17 protein-coding genes are annotated in these 15,111 nt (G+C 55.6%); 9 read left to right on the top strand and 8 right to left on the bottom strand.

Going from position 1 to position 15,111, the window contains the following annotated elements:
- Positions 1 to 26: 26 nt before the first annotated feature.
- Positions 27 to 1,535, bottom strand: coding sequence for a PAS-domain containing protein (locus tag E1297_RS15520; RefSeq protein WP_155139751.1), 1,509 nt, complete (start codon positions 1,533 to 1,535; stop codon positions 27 to 29).
- Between the two features lie 63 nt (positions 1,536 to 1,598).
- Positions 1,599 to 2,996, bottom strand: coding sequence for a sensor histidine kinase RegB (regB, locus tag E1297_RS15515; protein WP_155139748.1), 1,398 nt, complete (start codon positions 2,994 to 2,996; stop codon positions 1,599 to 1,601).
- A 90-nt stretch (positions 2,997 to 3,086) separates the two neighbouring features.
- Between regB and E1297_RS15510 the strand changes: the two genes are divergently transcribed.
- Positions 3,087 to 3,707, top strand: a complete 621-nt coding sequence (locus E1297_RS15510; RefSeq protein WP_155139746.1) for an SCO family protein — start codon at positions 3,087 to 3,089, stop codon at positions 3,705 to 3,707.
- Positions 3,708 to 3,792: 85 nt separating this feature from the next.
- Positions 3,793 to 4,347 (top strand): ActR/PrrA/RegA family redox response regulator transcription factor, encoded by a 555-nt coding sequence (locus E1297_RS15505; protein WP_155139744.1) that lies wholly within the window; start codon positions 3,793 to 3,795, stop codon positions 4,345 to 4,347.
- 465 nt (positions 4,348 to 4,812) lie between these two features.
- Here the strand turns inward: E1297_RS15505 and E1297_RS15500 are convergent, their stop codons facing one another.
- The gene (locus E1297_RS15500) at positions 4,813 to 5,406 is read right to left on the bottom strand and encodes an HD domain-containing protein (protein WP_155139742.1); all 594 of its coding nucleotides are present in this window, start codon (positions 5,404 to 5,406) and stop codon (positions 4,813 to 4,815) included.
- A gap of 211 nt (positions 5,407 to 5,617) precedes the next feature.
- On the opposite strand from E1297_RS15500, the gene E1297_RS15495 reads away from it, so the two are divergent.
- The 3 genes from E1297_RS15495 (at position 5,618) to E1297_RS15485 (ending at position 8,185) form a co-directional block, all read left to right on the top strand.
- Entirely contained in the window at positions 5,618 to 5,932 is a 315-nt protein-coding gene (locus E1297_RS15495; protein ID WP_155139740.1) for a hypothetical protein, read from the top strand.
- Positions 5,933 to 6,033: 101 nt separating this feature from the next.
- Entirely contained in the window at positions 6,034 to 7,422 is a 1,389-nt protein-coding gene (ahcY, locus tag E1297_RS15490) for an adenosylhomocysteinase (RefSeq protein ID WP_155139739.1), read from the top strand.
- A 13-nt stretch (positions 7,423 to 7,435) separates the two neighbouring features.
- A complete protein-coding gene (locus E1297_RS15485) occupies positions 7,436 to 8,185 on the top strand; it encodes an extensin family protein (RefSeq protein ID WP_155139737.1) in 750 nt (249 codons plus the stop codon).
- 17 nt (positions 8,186 to 8,202) lie between these two features.
- Here the strand turns inward: E1297_RS15485 and E1297_RS15480 are convergent, their stop codons facing one another.
- The gene (locus tag E1297_RS15480) at positions 8,203 to 8,850 is read right to left on the bottom strand and encodes a DUF899 family protein (protein WP_155139735.1); all 648 of its coding nucleotides are present in this window, start codon (positions 8,848 to 8,850) and stop codon (positions 8,203 to 8,205) included.
- A gap of 189 nt (positions 8,851 to 9,039) precedes the next feature.
- On the opposite strand from E1297_RS15480, the gene E1297_RS15475 reads away from it, so the two are divergent.
- The 3 genes from E1297_RS15475 (at position 9,040) to E1297_RS15465 (ending at position 11,578) form a co-directional block, all read left to right on the top strand.
- Positions 9,040 to 9,381 carry a DUF2853 family protein gene (locus E1297_RS15475; protein WP_155139733.1) on the top strand — a complete coding sequence of 114 codons (342 nt, stop codon included), beginning with the start codon at positions 9,040 to 9,042 and terminating at the stop codon, positions 9,379 to 9,381.
- Between the two features lie 293 nt (positions 9,382 to 9,674).
- Positions 9,675 to 10,655, top strand: a complete 981-nt coding sequence (locus E1297_RS15470) for an alpha/beta fold hydrolase (RefSeq protein WP_209015805.1) — start codon at positions 9,675 to 9,677, stop codon at positions 10,653 to 10,655.
- Positions 10,656 to 10,720: 65 nt separating this feature from the next.
- The gene (locus tag E1297_RS15465; protein ID WP_155139731.1) at positions 10,721 to 11,578 is read left to right on the top strand and encodes a hypothetical protein; all 858 of its coding nucleotides are present in this window, start codon (positions 10,721 to 10,723) and stop codon (positions 11,576 to 11,578) included.
- An 11-nt stretch (positions 11,579 to 11,589) separates the two neighbouring features.
- Here E1297_RS15465 and E1297_RS15460 read toward each other — a convergent pair whose 3' ends face one another.
- Genes E1297_RS15460 through tsaD form a run of 4 tightly spaced genes read right to left on the bottom strand, consistent with a single transcriptional unit; the run spans position 11,590 to position 14,339 of the window.
- Positions 11,590 to 12,012 (bottom strand): EVE domain-containing protein, encoded by a 423-nt coding sequence (locus E1297_RS15460; RefSeq protein WP_155139729.1) that lies wholly within the window; start codon positions 12,010 to 12,012, stop codon positions 11,590 to 11,592.
- Positions 12,012 to 12,281, bottom strand: coding sequence for a YciI family protein (locus tag E1297_RS15455; protein WP_155139727.1), 270 nt, complete (start codon positions 12,279 to 12,281; stop codon positions 12,012 to 12,014). The genes E1297_RS15460 and E1297_RS15455 overlap by 1 nt, the downstream gene beginning before the upstream one ends.
- 1 nt (position 12,282) lies before the next feature.
- Positions 12,283 to 13,245 (bottom strand): NAD(P)H-dependent glycerol-3-phosphate dehydrogenase, encoded by a 963-nt coding sequence (locus tag E1297_RS15450; protein WP_155139725.1) that lies wholly within the window; start codon positions 13,243 to 13,245, stop codon positions 12,283 to 12,285.
- Positions 13,242 to 14,339, bottom strand: a complete 1,098-nt coding sequence (tsaD, locus tag E1297_RS15445) for a tRNA (adenosine(37)-N6)-threonylcarbamoyltransferase complex transferase subunit TsaD (protein ID WP_155139723.1) — start codon at positions 14,337 to 14,339, stop codon at positions 13,242 to 13,244. The genes E1297_RS15450 and tsaD overlap by 4 nt, the downstream gene beginning before the upstream one ends.
- A gap of 98 nt (positions 14,340 to 14,437) precedes the next feature.
- On the opposite strand from tsaD, the gene E1297_RS15440 reads away from it, so the two are divergent.
- A partial coding sequence (locus E1297_RS15440; protein ID WP_155139721.1) for a uroporphyrinogen-III synthase occupies positions 14,438 to 15,111 on the top strand: 674 nt, incomplete at its 3' end.

Below are 15,111 nucleotides of genomic sequence, written 5' to 3'. Positions count from 1 at the left end.
CCGCGACTTGGCCGCTGCAACCCGGTTCAGGCCGAGATTTGCCGCAATTCGGAAGCCTTGGTCACTTTGGGATCAACGGCAAAGCGCACGATGGTTGCACCGTTTTGCATCGGGCTGATGGTACAGGCAATCATAGTGCCATTGCGCATACGCATATCAGCGGACCATTCAGCCCGATTTTCACGCATTTCGACGAAATCGCGAATTTCGCCAAGGACCGGAGTCGCGGCGCACTGTTCCTGCCACTGTCGGGTGACCTCGAGCACGCTCGCAGGTTCAAAACCCGTCTCATGATCATCGCCCCACATTAGCTGATAGGCGTAGTTGGTGCAGGCGAGGGTTCCGTCATCGGCAAAAACTGCAATGGCGTCTGCCAGCTTGTCCAGAATGGACTGCATCAGGTCCATTTCTGAACGAAACCGGCGTGTCAGGGTTATTTCGGCCGTAATATCCTCAAATAGAAATGCAACGGCGCCATCAGGATGTGGGCGTCCACTGACAGAGTAAACAGAACCGGAAGGCAACGACCAGGTTTCCTGATAATTTCCATCTTCGGCAGCCTCGAGCAGATCGTTCATCTGGCTGCGCCAGCTGCGGTAGTTCTTGGGCTCCGGCATCATATGTTGATCCCGCAGACGGTCAAAAAAGCTCGACAGGCTGGGGCGGCAACTCAGGAAATCCGGGGGCAGGGTGGTCAGATCGATCAGTGCCGGATTGAACAGTGCAAGCTGGCGATTGCGATCGAAAATCGCCAGACCGATGGATAGTTGCGCAAAGGTCTTGGTCATCGTCTGGACGAATTTACGCTGGGTTGTTTCAGCTTCGACAATCGCATTGATGTCGACTGCATAGCCCAGTTGGCCTTCTTCGCGATCCGTTCGCGTCAGATCAAACCAAAGCTTGTTGTTGTTACCCTCAACACCAATTGCTGCCCGGGTTTTTTTGCCAAAATGAGCTTCATCCTTTTGTGCGGGAAACAGTGGATCTGTCAGGTCCGCGTCCTGACCACGGGCCTTTCGCACCAGAGAAACATAAGCTGCATTGCACCACCTGACCTTGTCAGCGTGATCCAAAAGCCAGACGGGATAGGGCGCTTTGTCCATCGCCAGACGTACAGGGTCATTGGGATCGCGCCGTGCCTGATTGGGGCTACCTGTCAGATCTCGCAACTGGACCCGGATGATACCATCAATCCACTCACACAGAACTTCTCGTTCGACTGTGCAGTCGATGGCCGTGACAACAAGATTGCCCTGATCACGAACGACTTCGGGCGTTTCAGGAAAGGCAGGAAAATCGCGCTGCAGCAATCGTCTAAGATCATTCCAGTCGCTGACAGTTTCATACCCCGACAATGCGATGTCCGAGTGACTGATCAGCCGGTCTCCGTCGAAAAGGAACACCGCATCGTACAGGGATTGTGGAGATGAAAGGCCAAAATTGTCCCCGTGCCGTGGTCGGCGCGGCAATAGCCACTGAACCGCAAGGCTGGACGAGACCAGGCTAATCGCAGCCAGAATGATCCAATCCGCCATATATCGTCCCGCCCTGAAAAACTGGACGTGACTATGATTTACAATGGTTAACGGTGTCTTAATTCAGATCTTGATCTGCTGGTTTACACCGGACGGGACCGGGGTATCACCAGTTTGGGCGTCGATCAGGTTTCGGGGCCAGATCACTTTGACGATTGCCCCCCTGCGATCGGGTTGATCCGTCAAGGTTTGATAGGGGTCCGAACCATTTGCGAATTTGAGCTCGGCACCACTCCGCTCCAACAGAGTTTTTGCGATAAACAGCCCCAGACCCATACCCTCGTATTCAGGCCGTGTGCGTTGATCGTTCTCGGCGCGTCGACGTCGCATGAACGGATCACCGATCCGTCCAATCATTTGCGAAGGGTATCCGCGTCCGTCATCCATGATGCTGACGGTGATCCAGCTATCGGTCCATTCCGCATCGACCCAGACATTGGCGCGGGCGAAATCCACGCCGTTCTGGATCAAGTTGCGCAGGCCGTGAATGATCTCGGGTTTGCGCAGGATCGAAGGTTGCTGCACATCGCCACCCTGACCCGGGCCCTCTTCGAAATGCACATATTTGCCACGATGGATATGTGGCTCGGCGGCTTCGTGGATTACCGCCGATAGCGGAGCCTGGCGCAGATGCAGATCATCTTTACCCGCGCGCCCCATATCCCTCAGGATATCTCGGCAGCGATTGGCTTGCTCCCGAATAAGCGCTGCATCTTCCTTAAGATCGGGGCGGTCATCCAATTCTTCGATCAGTTCGGAACTGGTCAATTTGATCGTTGCAAGGGGCGTCCCCAGCTCATGGGCAGCGGCGGCGACAACGCCACCCAGATCGGTCAGCTTCTGTTCACGTGCCAGTGCCATATGAGTCGCAGCCAATGCCTCGGACATGGATTGAACTTCGGAGCTGACACGATGCGAATAAGCGCCCAGGAACACGATGGCGATGACGATAGCGGCCCAGTTTCCGAACAGAAGGATATCAGGAATATCCAGAACAAGACCCAAATCCGTGTGCAACGGCAGATGAAACTGCGCCAGCAATGTGGTCAGCACAACGGCAACGCCACCAACAATCATGGTAGAGCGCGTGCTCATGACGTTTGCGGAAATTGTGACCGGACCGACAAGAAGCAGGGCAAAGGGGTTGTTCAAACCACCGGTGAGATACAACAGGAATGCCAATTGCAGTAGGTCGAACAAAACCATCAGAAAGTTCTCGAACTCTGACAGGCGTTTGTTCTGTGGAAACAGCAAAATGGCGGTCAGATTCCCCAGAACCGAAACCCCAATGGCCATATAACACAGGCCCAGTTCCAGCTGAACGTGATAGGTCTGCTGGGCGACCGTGATCGCGGTAATCTGACCGATGATCGCCACCCAGCGCAGCAGAATAAGGGTCCGCAGCCTGATCCAGCTGCTTCTCTCCTGTCCGCGCCAAAGGCTGATATTGGAATTCTTCATCGGTCAATTATGTCCTATTGCGTCGGCTGATCATCTTGATAGGTGTCCCGGTCGAAACGATCAACAACACCCTGTGTCAGGATTTTAATCATGGTCCGCATATACGCCATACTCGCAACTGTTGTTCTGGCCGTCGGTCTGGGTGCCATGTGGCTGCTCACGCGTGGAGCGGGTTCCGATGACAAGTTCGCGCAGTGCCGGTCAAGCCAGATCGCAGGCGGTACCGCAGCGATTGGCGGACCTTTCGAGTTGATCAACGCCAAGGGCGAAACCGTTACCGACAAGGATGTGATCACCGAGCCGACCCTTGTCTACTTTGGCTACACCTTCTGCCCCGATGTCTGCCCGTTTGACATGTCGCGAAACGCGGATGCCATCGATATCCTCGCCGAGCGCGGGCAATCCGTCACGCCACTGTTCATCTCAATCGACCCGGAACGCGACACGCCCGAGGTCGTCGGGGATTATGCCTTCAACCTTGGCGGCAAGACCATCGCCCTGACTGGGTCGCCTGAGCAGGTCAAAGCCGCCAGCCGGGCCTACAAGACCTATTATAAGGCGCAGGACAAGAGCGACGAGTATTATCTGGTCGATCACTCGACCTTTACCTATCTGGTTACGCCCGAGGACGGCTTTATTGAGTTCTTCAATCGTGACGATACCGCTGAACAGATGGCGGACAAGGTCGGTTGCTTCCTGGATAAGATGTAACAGAAACAGGTAATTTGACCTTTGTTGCGGCGCTGCTAATACTTCTTAGCAAGCCAACGGCAAGACAGAATGGAAAGACCCACATATGGCAGACACTTCTCAGCTGGAAATCGGCCCCGACAAATCCCTGCTTCTGGTGGACGATGACGAGCCGTTTCTGAGACGTCTGGCAAAGGCCATGGAAAAGCGCGGATTCGAGATTGAGACCGCCGGCTCTGTCGCTGCAGGCCGCGCAATCGCTACCGCGCGCCCGCCTGCCTATGCGGTGGTTGACCTTCGGCTAGAGGATGGCAACGGGCTGGATGTTGTCGAGGTGCTGCGGGAAAAGCGCCCCGACAGTCGTGTGGTGGTTCTGACAGGCTACGGTGCGATTGCCACCGCCGTTGCAGCGGTGAAGATCGGGGCGACGGATTATCTGTCCAAACCGGCCGATGCCACCGACATCACCAATGCCTTGCTGGCCAAGGGTGACGAACTGCCCCCACCGCCGGAAAACCCCATGAGCGCGGACCGTGTGCGCTGGGAGCATATCCAGCGGGTTTATGAATTGTGTGATCGGAACGTTTCCGAGACGGCGCGCCGCCTGAACATGCACCGTCGGACTTTGCAGCGGATCTTGGCTAAGCGCAGCCCGCGGTGAGTTATGGGCGTGTGTTCAAAAAAATTCTATTTGGATTAGCATACTCAGCACCTGTCACCCTTCCGCAGCGCGTCGGCGCAATGGTGATGTGTATCGTAAACTTGCTTTCTCTCGCAATTATTATAGGCGTCGTTTCAAATGCGTGGAATGAACCGTGGACCACAAGTGGGTTTACAGCCAGCGCATTTGGGTTGGGTGTAGCAGTTCCTTTAACGACAATGGGCATCGCTCATGGTAGCGCAGCGGTAATTCCGCGAATGTTCAAGAGATGGAAAACCAAACCGTCTTCGGTAAGCGACACCATTCTGAAGGTAAAATCTGAAGACCTGAGATTCTTTTATCAAGTTATCGGTTGGCTATCTATTATTGGGTTCGCATGCCTACTGATGTTCATTCTTACGTAAAATTGCATACAGAAATTCTGAATACATTCCACCGAGCTGAAAAGACAGTTTGTGCTCGATATTAGATAACTTGCAGCAGTTTCTGATGACGCTCTGTATATGCCCGCCGCACCTCGACCGGCGGTCTGAGTCTGATCTCTAACCCCTCCATCACTGCCTTATCCGGTCGGCCAAAGAACTTTGTTGCCTCAGGCTCAGAAAAGCCCGCGATCTGTGTTGCCTCCATCCAGGCGCTGATCTTGTCGGCCTTCTTGATTTGCCGCTTCACGGTTTTAGGCACTGCCGCGGGTAGGCCGAACCGGATATGGATCGCTGCGGCCAGACGATCATCCAGCGCACCGTATTCGGGGCCGACGGCAGATTTGACGGGCGAAATCATGTCCCCGATCACATATTCCGGCGCATCATGTAACAAGGCCGCCAGCCGCCATTTTATCGGTGCTTTGGGGGCAATGCGGCCAAAAAGCTCTTCTACCAGAAGGGAATGCTCGGCCACGGAATAGGCGAAATCACCCGCAGTTTGCCCGTTCCAACGTGCGACAAACGCCAGACCGTGGGCGATATCTTCTATCTCGATATCCACGGGCGTCGGATCCAGCAGATCCAGCCTGCGGCCGGACAGCATTCTCTGCCATGCTCTGGGTTGTGTTGCCATTATGCCATGCCTTGTGAAGTGGGACACATTGAATTCGGATTTTTGTGCTAAGATGTATCTGTCAGGATCACCGGCTGCCAACGTTTTCTTGAGCATTCGTGCTTTGAAATGGTGTGTAGCGATCCCGACATTAAGGACTGAGGGGGGTGCATACTCCTCCCAGTGTGCCCCTCTCGAAACGAAACGGAACTCGTATCGAAAGGAGCTTGTCATGTTCAAGCGTTTGTTCGCAATATCCCTGACCTTTGGAATGGCTGCCACTGCACCGCCCGCTTTTGCCCAAAGCTGTGCGCAACGTGATGATGTCATTGCCAAATTGCAGAATAGCTACTCTGAAGAATTGACCTTTGGAGGCCTGCAAAAGTCGCGCGGAGCGCAATCGGTCATGGAGGTCTGGTCCTCGAAGGAAACGGGAACCTATACCGTTCTGCTGACCCAAGCCAACGGCATTAGCTGTATTGTTGCCGCCGGCACGGATTTTTTTGAAGCGATACCTAAAGTGAAAATAGACGGCACGCCGAGCTGATTTTGAAGGCGTCAGACCTGTTTCCGCCTATCTCCGTTGCCACTTGCATAAAGTGATGCTAGTGGCACCCCGGATCGAAATTTACCGGAATGGAGCATCTGATGGCCGGGGACTATATCGTTAAGGACATTTCGTTGGCCGGATTCGGCCGCAAAGAACTGGATATTGCCGAAACAGAAATGCCGGGACTGATGTCGCTGCGCGCCGAGTACGGGGAAAGCAAGCCCCTTAAGGGTGCGCGCATCGTCGGCTCGCTGCACATGACTATCCAGACAGCTGTTCTGATCGAAACGCTGGTTGCGCTGGGCGCCGACGTGCGCTGGGCGTCGTGCAACATCTTCTCGACCCAGGATCACGCCGCCGCCGCGATTGCCGAAGCAGGTATCCCCGTCTTCGCCATCAAGGGCCAGACACTGGAAGAGCACTGGGACTACCTGGACAAATCGTTCCTGTTCGACGAAGGCCCGAACATGATCCTGGACGATGGCGGCGACGCCACTCTGTACATCCTGTTGGGCGCACGTGCCGAAGCGGGCGAAGACATTATCCCTGTTCCGGGTTCGGAAGAGGAAGAGGTGATCAAGAAGCAGATCGCCAAGCGTATGGCGGCAAGCCCTGGCTGGTTCACCAAGATGCGTGATCAGATCAAAGGCGTTTCCGAGGAAACAACCACTGGTGTGAACCGTCTGTATCAGCTGGTGAAAGAAGGCCATTTGCCGTTCCCGGCAATTAACGTGAACGACAGCGTCACCAAGTCGAAATTCGACAACAAATACGGTTGTAAGGAGTCGCTGGTCGACGGCATCCGCCGCGCCACCGACACAATGCTGGCCGGTAAGGTCGCCGTGGTCTGCGGTTACGGTGACGTGGGCAAAGGCTCGGCCGCTTCGCTGGCAGGCGCAGGTGCCCGTGTGAAAGTGACTGAAGTTGATCCGATCTGTGCCCTGCAGGCTGCGATGGACGGCTTTGAAGTCACACTGCTGGAAGACGAAGTTGCCACCGCTGACGTGTTCATTACCACAACCGGCAACAAGGACGTGATCCGCATCGAGCATATGCGCGAGATGAAGGACATGGCCATCGTTGGCAACATTGGTCACTTCGACAACGAAATTCAGGTGGCCAGCCTGAAGAACCATAAGTGGACCAACATCAAGGAACAGGTGGACATGATCGAGATGCCCTCGGGCAACCGCATCATCCTTCTGTCCGAAGGCCGTCTGCTGAACCTTGGCAACGCCACCGGCCACCCGTCCTTCGTGATGTCGGCCTCGTTCACCAACCAGGTTCTGGCGCAGATCGAACTGTTCACCAAGGGTGACGAGTACAAAAATGACGTCTACATCCTGCCTAAGCACCTGGATGAGAAAGTTGCGCGTCTGCACCTGGATCGCATCGGCGTCAAGCTGACCAAAATGGACAACGAGCAAGCGGCCTATATCGGCGTTAAGCCCGAAGGTCCGTACAAGCCGGAACATTACCGCTACTAAGTGCGAAAGACGCATGAGCAAGCAATCCGGACGCCGCCGATTTCTGTTATCGGCGGCGTCTTTTGCTTTCAGGGTCGCTGTTGTGGTCATCCTGTTCGGGGGCGGCGGGTGGTTTCTGCTGGCGCATCCTGAAACACCCGTACCGTCGCATTGGAACCCGTTACGTGAATTGAAAGTGACCGCACCAATCACTCCGATCACCCGGTTTCAGCTTAATCGCGCCCTGGCCGATGAGTCGCAGTGCCGCGCAACGCTGGCTGAGGCAGGTGTTTCCTTTGCGGCGATGGATGATCTGATAGAAAGCGAAAATTGCGGCATTCCGGGTCGGGGTCTGCTGTCTAGGCTGACTTCAGCAGGTGTGAACGCCGTTGAAACGAGTTGCACGACGGCTCTGCGATTGACGATGTGGGAATATCATGTGGTCCAGCCTGCCGCGCAAGAACATCTGGGAACGCGGGTCAATCAGCTGCGGCACGTCGGCAGCTATAACTGCCGCCAGATGCGCACCACGCAAGGCGAGACCAGCGCCTGGAGCAGCCATGCAAAGGCCGATGCCATAGACATCGTCGGTGTGCGACTTGACGACGGGCGTAGCCTGACATTGCTGTCAGACTGGCAGGCGGCGGGTCCTGAGGGTGCATTTTTGCGCCAGATCTGGCGCGGCGCATGTGACTGGTTTCGGGTGGTTCTGGGCCCGGATTTCAATCACTTGCACGCCGATCACTTTCACCTGCAGGGTCCAGGCTGGGGCTATTGCCGCTAAGTTCGCTTGGCAGGCCGTCAGCGTAGAGACGGAAAGAAATCGCCTCGGCCCCGTGGAGTAAAATCCAGGATATTCCACAAAGGCCATGCTGCATCCACGTGCCGCGGGTGCCAGTCGCTGGGCTCAAAGAACAGTTCGGAACTCCAGAAATGACTGATACCGTCCTGATCGCGCTGAAAGACGTTCAGGATCGGCAGTTGGCTTCCGTCCTCGGCTTCGGCCAGATAGTCGCGCTGATAGTCCGTGCCCAGCGCGGAATAAAGCGGCAGATCGCTCCACCCCATAGTCGCCTTCAACTCAGCCAGCTTTTCACAGGTGTTTTGTGCCACGACAGCAAACGCAATTTTCTGGGAGATATGTGGGACCTGCCCATTCAACCCATCCAGAAAGGCCGAACACATCGGGCAGGGTGCCTGCGCATCTGGTCCATACATAAGAGAGTAGATGGCTAAGGTGTCATGTGATCCGAACAAGGACGACAAAGGTGCTGGTGCTCCACGATCTGACCGAAGCGCATAGTCCTGCGGAACCGCCCCGCCATTGGGTAGTCCGCGTCGCAGGCTGGCTACTTCTTCCACTTTGGCGCGCAGTTCGGCTTCGGCGGATAACAATCTGTTGCGTGCGGTTCTGTACTCGGGGCTTTCATTGGGCAGGGAAACGGGCATGATAATCTCCTTATCCTATAATTTAACATATAAGTTAAATAAAGGAGGGGGCGAAATCAAGCCTGCTGTAGGGTCGGGAACTGCTTAGGGGGAATGCCGCTGATTTTTCCCTTTGTGCAAATTCTTGTGGCCGTTACCGTATTGGCGGTGCTGGAATGGCCATAAATAAACCTGAACCAGGAGACGACTATGGGAAAACGCGACGAACTGATCGCCAAATATGCCGAAGACCTGAAAAACAAGTGCGGTATGGAACCTGATATGGACCTGTTGACCAAGGTCACCATCGGGTGCGGTCCTGCAATTTATGACGCGGATGCCGAAACCGTCGCAGCCAGCCAGGATAGCGAGTTGGAAACGGTCAAGAACAACTTTCTGATCAAAAAACTGGGCCTGTCCGATGGTCCCGAGCTGATGGAAGCGATCAACAAAGCCATGGAAACCTATGGCATGTCCGAGCGGAACAAATACCGCGCTGTCGTCTACTACATGCTGACCAAGCATTTCGGCAAAGAGGCTGTCTACAGCTAACACTCCCTTTGACATTTTCTTGCGCCCGTTGGGAAACCAGCGGGCGTTTTGCATTTGAGACATAATTTAAGAAGTCCGTGTTTGATCCGGCTGACGGATACCGGGTAATGTCACCTTACGACCAGGACGGTCAGAACCAGAATATTCCATACGCGTGTGGTGAGTAGGGAGCACGCGGGGTAGGGAGGGTTCTGTATCGTTCAGGCCCTCCCGAAGTTTCAAAAAGCTCATTTGATATCAAGACTGTCGCTCGATAGGCTGGGTTCATCTTCTTCACTGTTCGCGAGGCATTGATGCCATCCATGAACTGCTCTTCCGAAGAAAACCCTGGCGTGCGGATCAAAGAGATCGGCAGTTTCTTTGCGGGTGGCCGCCGGGTGACCCTGACGGACCAGCCGGTACAGCAAGTACAGGTGGCCCGAAATGCCCCCGCTCGAACGGTCGACATGAACGGCGACTACATTACCGGGCAATGTTATGTTCAGTATCTGCGACAGGTTGCACCCACCTTTGATGCCCCCCTGATGTTTTGGCACGGGGGCGGCATGACAGGCGCAATGTGGGAGACGACGCCCGATGGACGGCCTGGTTGGCATAGCTATTTCCTGAACGCCGGGTTCGATACCTTTGTCTGTGATGCTGTCGAGCGTGGTCGGGCGAGCTGGTCACCCTATCCCCAGATCTATAAGGAAGCGCCTGTCTTTCGCACTCTGAACGACGTCTGGAACATGTTTCGGTTTGGGCCTGCCGATACCTACACGCCTGAAGTGGCTGAACAGCATCCATTCGACGCGGTCAGGTTTCCGATGAGTGATCTGGAATCGTTTGGGGCGCAGTTCGTACCGCGCTGGGTCACTCATGCGGACATCACGCTCGACGCCTATTATCAAGCCTTGCAGCAGGTTGGTCCGGTTTGGTTGATCGCGCATAGCCAGGGTGGAAATCTCGCGCTCGAGGCCGCCGCAACCCATCCGGAGCTCTTCAGAGGCGTTGTGATTATTGAACCGGCTTCTGTGCCATCTGCAACAGGTCGGGCTGCGCAGGTGCCGCATTTGTTCATCTGGGGTGACAATGTCGAGAGGTTTGCAATCTGGAAGGCCTATCGCAGTGCAACCAATGGGTATGTCGATCAACTGCAATCTGAGGGGTGTGCGGCTAAAACTCTCGACCTGCCTGCTTTGGGGATTACCGGAAATACCCACGCGATGATGATGGATGACAACTCTGACCAGATCGCTTCGATGGTTCTGGAGTGGATCTGCGAAAACGGTTGAATTTTGGGTTCTGACCGATAAGTGTTAACATAATACGGCTTTCAACCATGACGAGGGGCCGTGTTATGTTGAAAAAGCCAACTGTACTGTTTCCTGTTGCCGTCTTTCTGTTAGCTTCCTGTGCCAATCTGGTTTGGGTCGAACCCAAGGTATATGTGCCTGGATCCACCGAGATCGAGGTGGATGGATTTGGGATCAATGGTCCTGTCGACATCCTGCCGCGCGGAACAACTGCGATAACAATCTCCCACGAAATCACCAATGCGGGCAGCAGCCCCGTCCCTGCGGGCTATCTGATCACGGAAACGGTGGTTCAATGGGTGTTTCAGCGCAATGTCACCAGCGTTGGCTGGCGTCCGGGTGATCCGGCGACACATACGATCATCCAGCTTGCCCAAAGTGGACCGGCCCTGAATCCAGGGGAATCCGCAATTATTTCTTTCGGGCCATTTCCTGTTGGAAGTTGCGGATTGTTCGGGGAAACGCTGGAATTGGATTCCAGCAACATCGTCGTCGAATCCTCAAACCAGGATAATGTAGACGAGCACCTGTTCTTTATACCCAGCAATCAGATCATCAATATCACGGCCAATACGATCAATGGGACCTTGTTTCATGAGGTAGGCCGTACATTGACGCATCAATTCACGATCAATTCAGGCGGTGCCGGCAATCAATGGCTGTATACCGGTTTTTCCTGGATCGCGACTGAAGGATCCACTGCAGATGCAGTGCCACCACCAACCGGGCGCGTGCCTCAGGGGCCTGCTCCGCAAACGATCAACATGTTCGTCACACCCAGGGACCACGAACATTCACCGCTTGGGTTTGGTCCATCAGTCAAAGGCAAGGTCACCGCCATCTCCACTGATGGCTGCGTGATCAAGCAAAAGGCGGTTGAGGTGCTTGTCGAGCACGATTGAGGGATGTGATTTCAGTCAGCGCGAGTCTGACCAAGATCACAGATCACCGACCATTCTGCTTCGCTGACGGGCTGCACTGACAGGCGCGAATTCTTGACCAGAACCATCTCTCCCAAACGCTCGTCCGCCTTGATCTGATCCAGTGTCACAGCATTGGTGAAAGGCCGAATCGCCTTGATATCAACGCATTCCCAGCGTTCGTCATCAGTTGTGCTGTCGGGATGGGCCTCGGCACAGACCTCGACGATTCCGACGATCGCCTTGTCTTTCTGCGAATGGTAAAAGAACCCACGGTCACCAATTTTCATATCCCGCATGAAATTGCGCGCCTGATAGTTGCGCACACCATCCCATTCTTCGCCAGCTTCACCTTTGGCAACCTGCTGGTCCCAGCTCCAGGTCGAGGGTTCGGATTTGAATAACCAATACGCCATCAGCCTATAACTCTTTTCCAGGGGATCAGTTCGACGGAAGAGAACAGACCAGCCAACGCATACGGATCACTTGCCGCCCATTCCTGAGCTGTCGCCATATCCTCGACATCGAGAATAATCAGCGAACCGATCATGTTTTCACCATCCAGCAACGGCCCGGCCTGCGAGACGACACCGGTCTCTTCGATATAGGCCAAATGTGCGGCGCGGTTGTCCAAACGGGTCTGCAGGGCGCCGTCCTTGTCACGGGCGATCAGGGCGATCAGCATGTTATTCCTCCTTAAGTGGGCGATTGAGCAGTGATTGAATCGCCTCGGTCACACTGTATGTGCCGTGGCTGAGTTCCGCCACCGTTGTGCTGATGGGCATATCCAGCTCTTCCGATCTCGCGATATCTGACATGGCGCGGGCGGTGGCAACGCCTTCGACTGTGGTACTGGCATCAAAGTTTTCGTGACGCCCCAGCGAGAGGCCAAAACGATAGTTCCGTGACAGTTCTGACGAGCAGGTCAGGACCAGATCACCAAGGCCTGACAATCCCATCAGAGTGTCGGCTCGTGCGCCACGTCTGGCAGCAAAGCGCTGCATTTCGGCGAAACCACGGGTCATCAAAGCTGCACGAGCACTGTCGCCCAGACCGGCTCCGATACAGGCACCACAGCCGATGGCCATGACATTCTTAAGCGCGCCACCCAGTTCGGCCCCGATCGTGTCGGTCGTGCGATAAAGGCGTAGATTGGCGGTGGTCAGCTCCTCTTGCAGGGCTTGTCCCAGTTCTGCATCACCACAGGCGAGGGTAAGGGCCGTTGGCAGTCCGCGCGCAATGTCATCGGCAAAGCTGGGCCCGGTGAGCAACGCCGGGCGCGCATCGGGAATCGTCTGTATGATGACCGAGATTGGTCCGAGACCCGAAGACAACTCGATACCTTTGCAGCAGGCGACCAGTGTCTTACCGGCCAGAGCATCTGCGTGCTCGGATAATGCCGCACGTAGCTTTTGCATTGGCACCGCCAGCAACAGCGTATCTGCCTCAACTGCTTCTCTAATGTCGGCGGTTATAGAGATTTGAGGTGATAACGCGACACCCGGCAAGCGCCCGGAGTTTTCCCGCGTTTCTTGCATTCGCTGTGCGTGATCAGCATCGCGTGCCCAAAGGGTGACCGGTCCTTTGCCTGCAAGCGATATTGCTAATGCGGTACCAAAAGCGCCGGAACCCAGAACCGAAACGCTCATGCCTTTGCGCCTTTCTTGCCGCTGCCAAGCATGGCGGGGCTGGTTTTATCCAATGGCCATCGGGGACGTGCAGTTAGATCCAGACCGTCTTGTGCCCCGGTTCTGAAACGTTCCATACCCGCATAGGCGATCATGGCGGCGTTGTCGGTGCAAAGGTTCAGCGGTGGCGCAGTGAACCGAGCGCCCAAATCTGCACAAACAGTCTCTAACGCGGATCGAATAGCTGCATTGGCTGCAACGCCTCCGGCGACTGCTATGACCGGGTCGGATGGGTTTTCTTCAAGGTAAAGGGCAATTGCCCGGCGGGATTTTTCCGCCAGCGTGTCCACTACGGCCTGCTGAAATCCGGCACACAGATCGGCGCGATCCTGTCGAGTCAGGCCGCCCTTTTCGGCGACAATCTGATCCCGCATTCGCATCAGTGCAGTTTTCAGCCCCGAGAAGGACAGATCGCATCCGGGCCGATCCAGCAAAGGGCGAGGAAAACGGAACCGCTTTGGGTCACCGGATCGCGCTTCGGCCTCGACCGATGGCCCACCGGGTTGCGGCAATCCCAGAAGGCGCGCAGTTTTATCGAAGGCTTCACCGGGGGCATCATCAATGGTGCCGCCCAGACGGGTGAATTTTTCCGGGCCATGGGCAATCAGATATTGGCAATGACCACCCGAAACCAGAAGCATGAGGTAGGGATACGCGATTCCATCAGTCAGGCGCGGCGTCAGAGCATGCCCGGCAAGATGGTTAACCCCGATCAGCGGTAGCCCGGTTGCAGCACTCAATCCCTTGGCGCACATGACCCCAGACATGACCCCGCCGATCAATCCTGGCCCGGCTGTCACGGCGATGGCGTCCAAGTCCTTCAGATCCATATCTGCCGCTTCCAAAGCCTGAACAACACAGACGTCCAGCTTTTCGGCGTGCGCGCGTGCGGCGATTTCAGGTACGACACCGCCGAAGGCGCTGTGCAACTCGGTCTGGCCGTGTACGACCGACGACAGAATTTCGGCTTGCGACCCCTCTGTCTGGCGCACAACTGCGGCGGCTGTGTCATCACAGCTGCTTTCCAATCCAAGGACGGTAAGTGTTTGCACCATGGGCCTGATCCGTTGCATCATGATTGCCAAGCGGGGTATCACCCTGCGCGGATGCAAACAATCCTCAAGGCCGAAGGCGCCGACCGTTGTATTTGTTGATGACCCGCCCTCGCGCCGCCTCAGAGAGGTTTGTTGCGCAGCTGCCGACCCGCACAAGATCACGGGTCACGATCATCCATTCCCCATTATTGGATATTCGCCCTCTGCCGGTTCAGGTGGTGACCACTGGTGTCCGGGGCCTGATTTTTACCTCAGCCAACGCTGTGAATGCAGCAGCTTCCATGGGTGTTGATCAACGTTTGCCAGCCTTTTGCGTAGGTCCAGCGACCACGGGTACAGCCAAAGGAGCTGGCTGGCAGGCCCAGATGGTTGGCGGAACGGCCGAGGAACTTGTCGCCGCCTTATTGCAGCTCCGCCCCGAAAGCCCCTTACTGCATCTGCGGGGCGAGCACAGCCGCGGCAACATAGCTGAACGCCTGACCGAACTGGGTCTGACCACGCTGGAACAGCCGGTTTATCAGCAGCGCCTGCTGCCATTGACGGAAGAAGCAAGCGAGGCAGCCAGCGGTTCCTCACCCATAATCGTGCCGATCTTTTCGCCGCGTACCGCGCGACAATTTGCCGACGTCTGGACCGGATCAGCCCCTTTGTGGATTGCCGCAATTAGCGAAGCGACGGCAGAACCCCTTAAATCCTTGGGCTATGAGCGATTGAGAATTGCAAAAGAGCCGACACCCAAGAAAATGCGGAAAGCCGTTAAAAAGCTTGTGAA

The sequence above is a fragment of the Roseibium sp. RKSG952 genome, from assembly GCF_009711355.1.
The sequence above is the reverse complement of the archived record's forward strand: the minus strand, read 5'-3'. Positions and strand labels throughout refer to the sequence as shown.

What these genes read in the sequence shown, in the direction of transcription:
- regB (WP_155139748.1), bottom strand. Translation starts at nt 2,996, where the DNA reads ATGAAGAATTCCAATATCAGCCTTTGGCGCGGACAGGAGAGAAGCAGC.
- E1297_RS15465 (WP_155139731.1), top strand. Translation starts at nt 10,721, where the DNA reads ATGTTGAAAAAGCCAACTGTACTGTTTCCTGTTGCCGTCTTTCTGTTA.
- E1297_RS15485 (WP_155139737.1), top strand. Translation starts at nt 7,436, where the DNA reads ATGAGCAAGCAATCCGGACGCCGCCGATTTCTGTTATCGGCGGCGTCT.
- E1297_RS15475 (WP_155139733.1), top strand. Translation starts at nt 9,040, where the DNA reads ATGGGAAAACGCGACGAACTGATCGCCAAATATGCCGAAGACCTGAAA.
- E1297_RS15460 (WP_155139729.1), bottom strand. Translation starts at nt 12,012, where the DNA reads ATGGCGTATTGGTTATTCAAATCCGAACCCTCGACCTGGAGCTGGGAC.
- E1297_RS15520 (WP_155139751.1), bottom strand. Translation starts at nt 1,535, where the DNA reads ATGGCGGATTGGATCATTCTGGCTGCGATTAGCCTGGTCTCGTCCAGC.
- E1297_RS15480 (WP_155139735.1), bottom strand. Translation starts at nt 8,850, where the DNA reads ATGCCCGTTTCCCTGCCCAATGAAAGCCCCGAGTACAGAACCGCACGC.
- E1297_RS15455 (WP_155139727.1), bottom strand. Translation starts at nt 12,281, where the DNA reads ATGCTGATCGCCCTGATCGCCCGTGACAAGGACGGCGCCCTGCAGACC.
- E1297_RS15510 (WP_155139746.1), top strand. Translation starts at nt 3,087, where the DNA reads ATGGTCCGCATATACGCCATACTCGCAACTGTTGTTCTGGCCGTCGGT.
- ahcY (WP_155139739.1), top strand. Translation starts at nt 6,034, where the DNA reads ATGGCCGGGGACTATATCGTTAAGGACATTTCGTTGGCCGGATTCGGC.
- E1297_RS15450 (WP_155139725.1), bottom strand. Translation starts at nt 13,245, where the DNA reads ATGAGCGTTTCGGTTCTGGGTTCCGGCGCTTTTGGTACCGCATTAGCA.
- E1297_RS15500 (WP_155139742.1), bottom strand. Translation starts at nt 5,406, where the DNA reads ATGGCAACACAACCCAGAGCATGGCAGAGAATGCTGTCCGGCCGCAGG.
- tsaD (WP_155139723.1), bottom strand. Translation starts at nt 14,339, where the DNA reads ATGGTGCAAACACTTACCGTCCTTGGATTGGAAAGCAGCTGTGATGAC.
- E1297_RS15505 (WP_155139744.1), top strand. Translation starts at nt 3,793, where the DNA reads ATGGCAGACACTTCTCAGCTGGAAATCGGCCCCGACAAATCCCTGCTT.
- E1297_RS15495 (WP_155139740.1), top strand. Translation starts at nt 5,618, where the DNA reads ATGTTCAAGCGTTTGTTCGCAATATCCCTGACCTTTGGAATGGCTGCC.
- E1297_RS15470 (WP_209015805.1), top strand. Translation starts at nt 9,675, where the DNA reads ATGCCATCCATGAACTGCTCTTCCGAAGAAAACCCTGGCGTGCGGATC.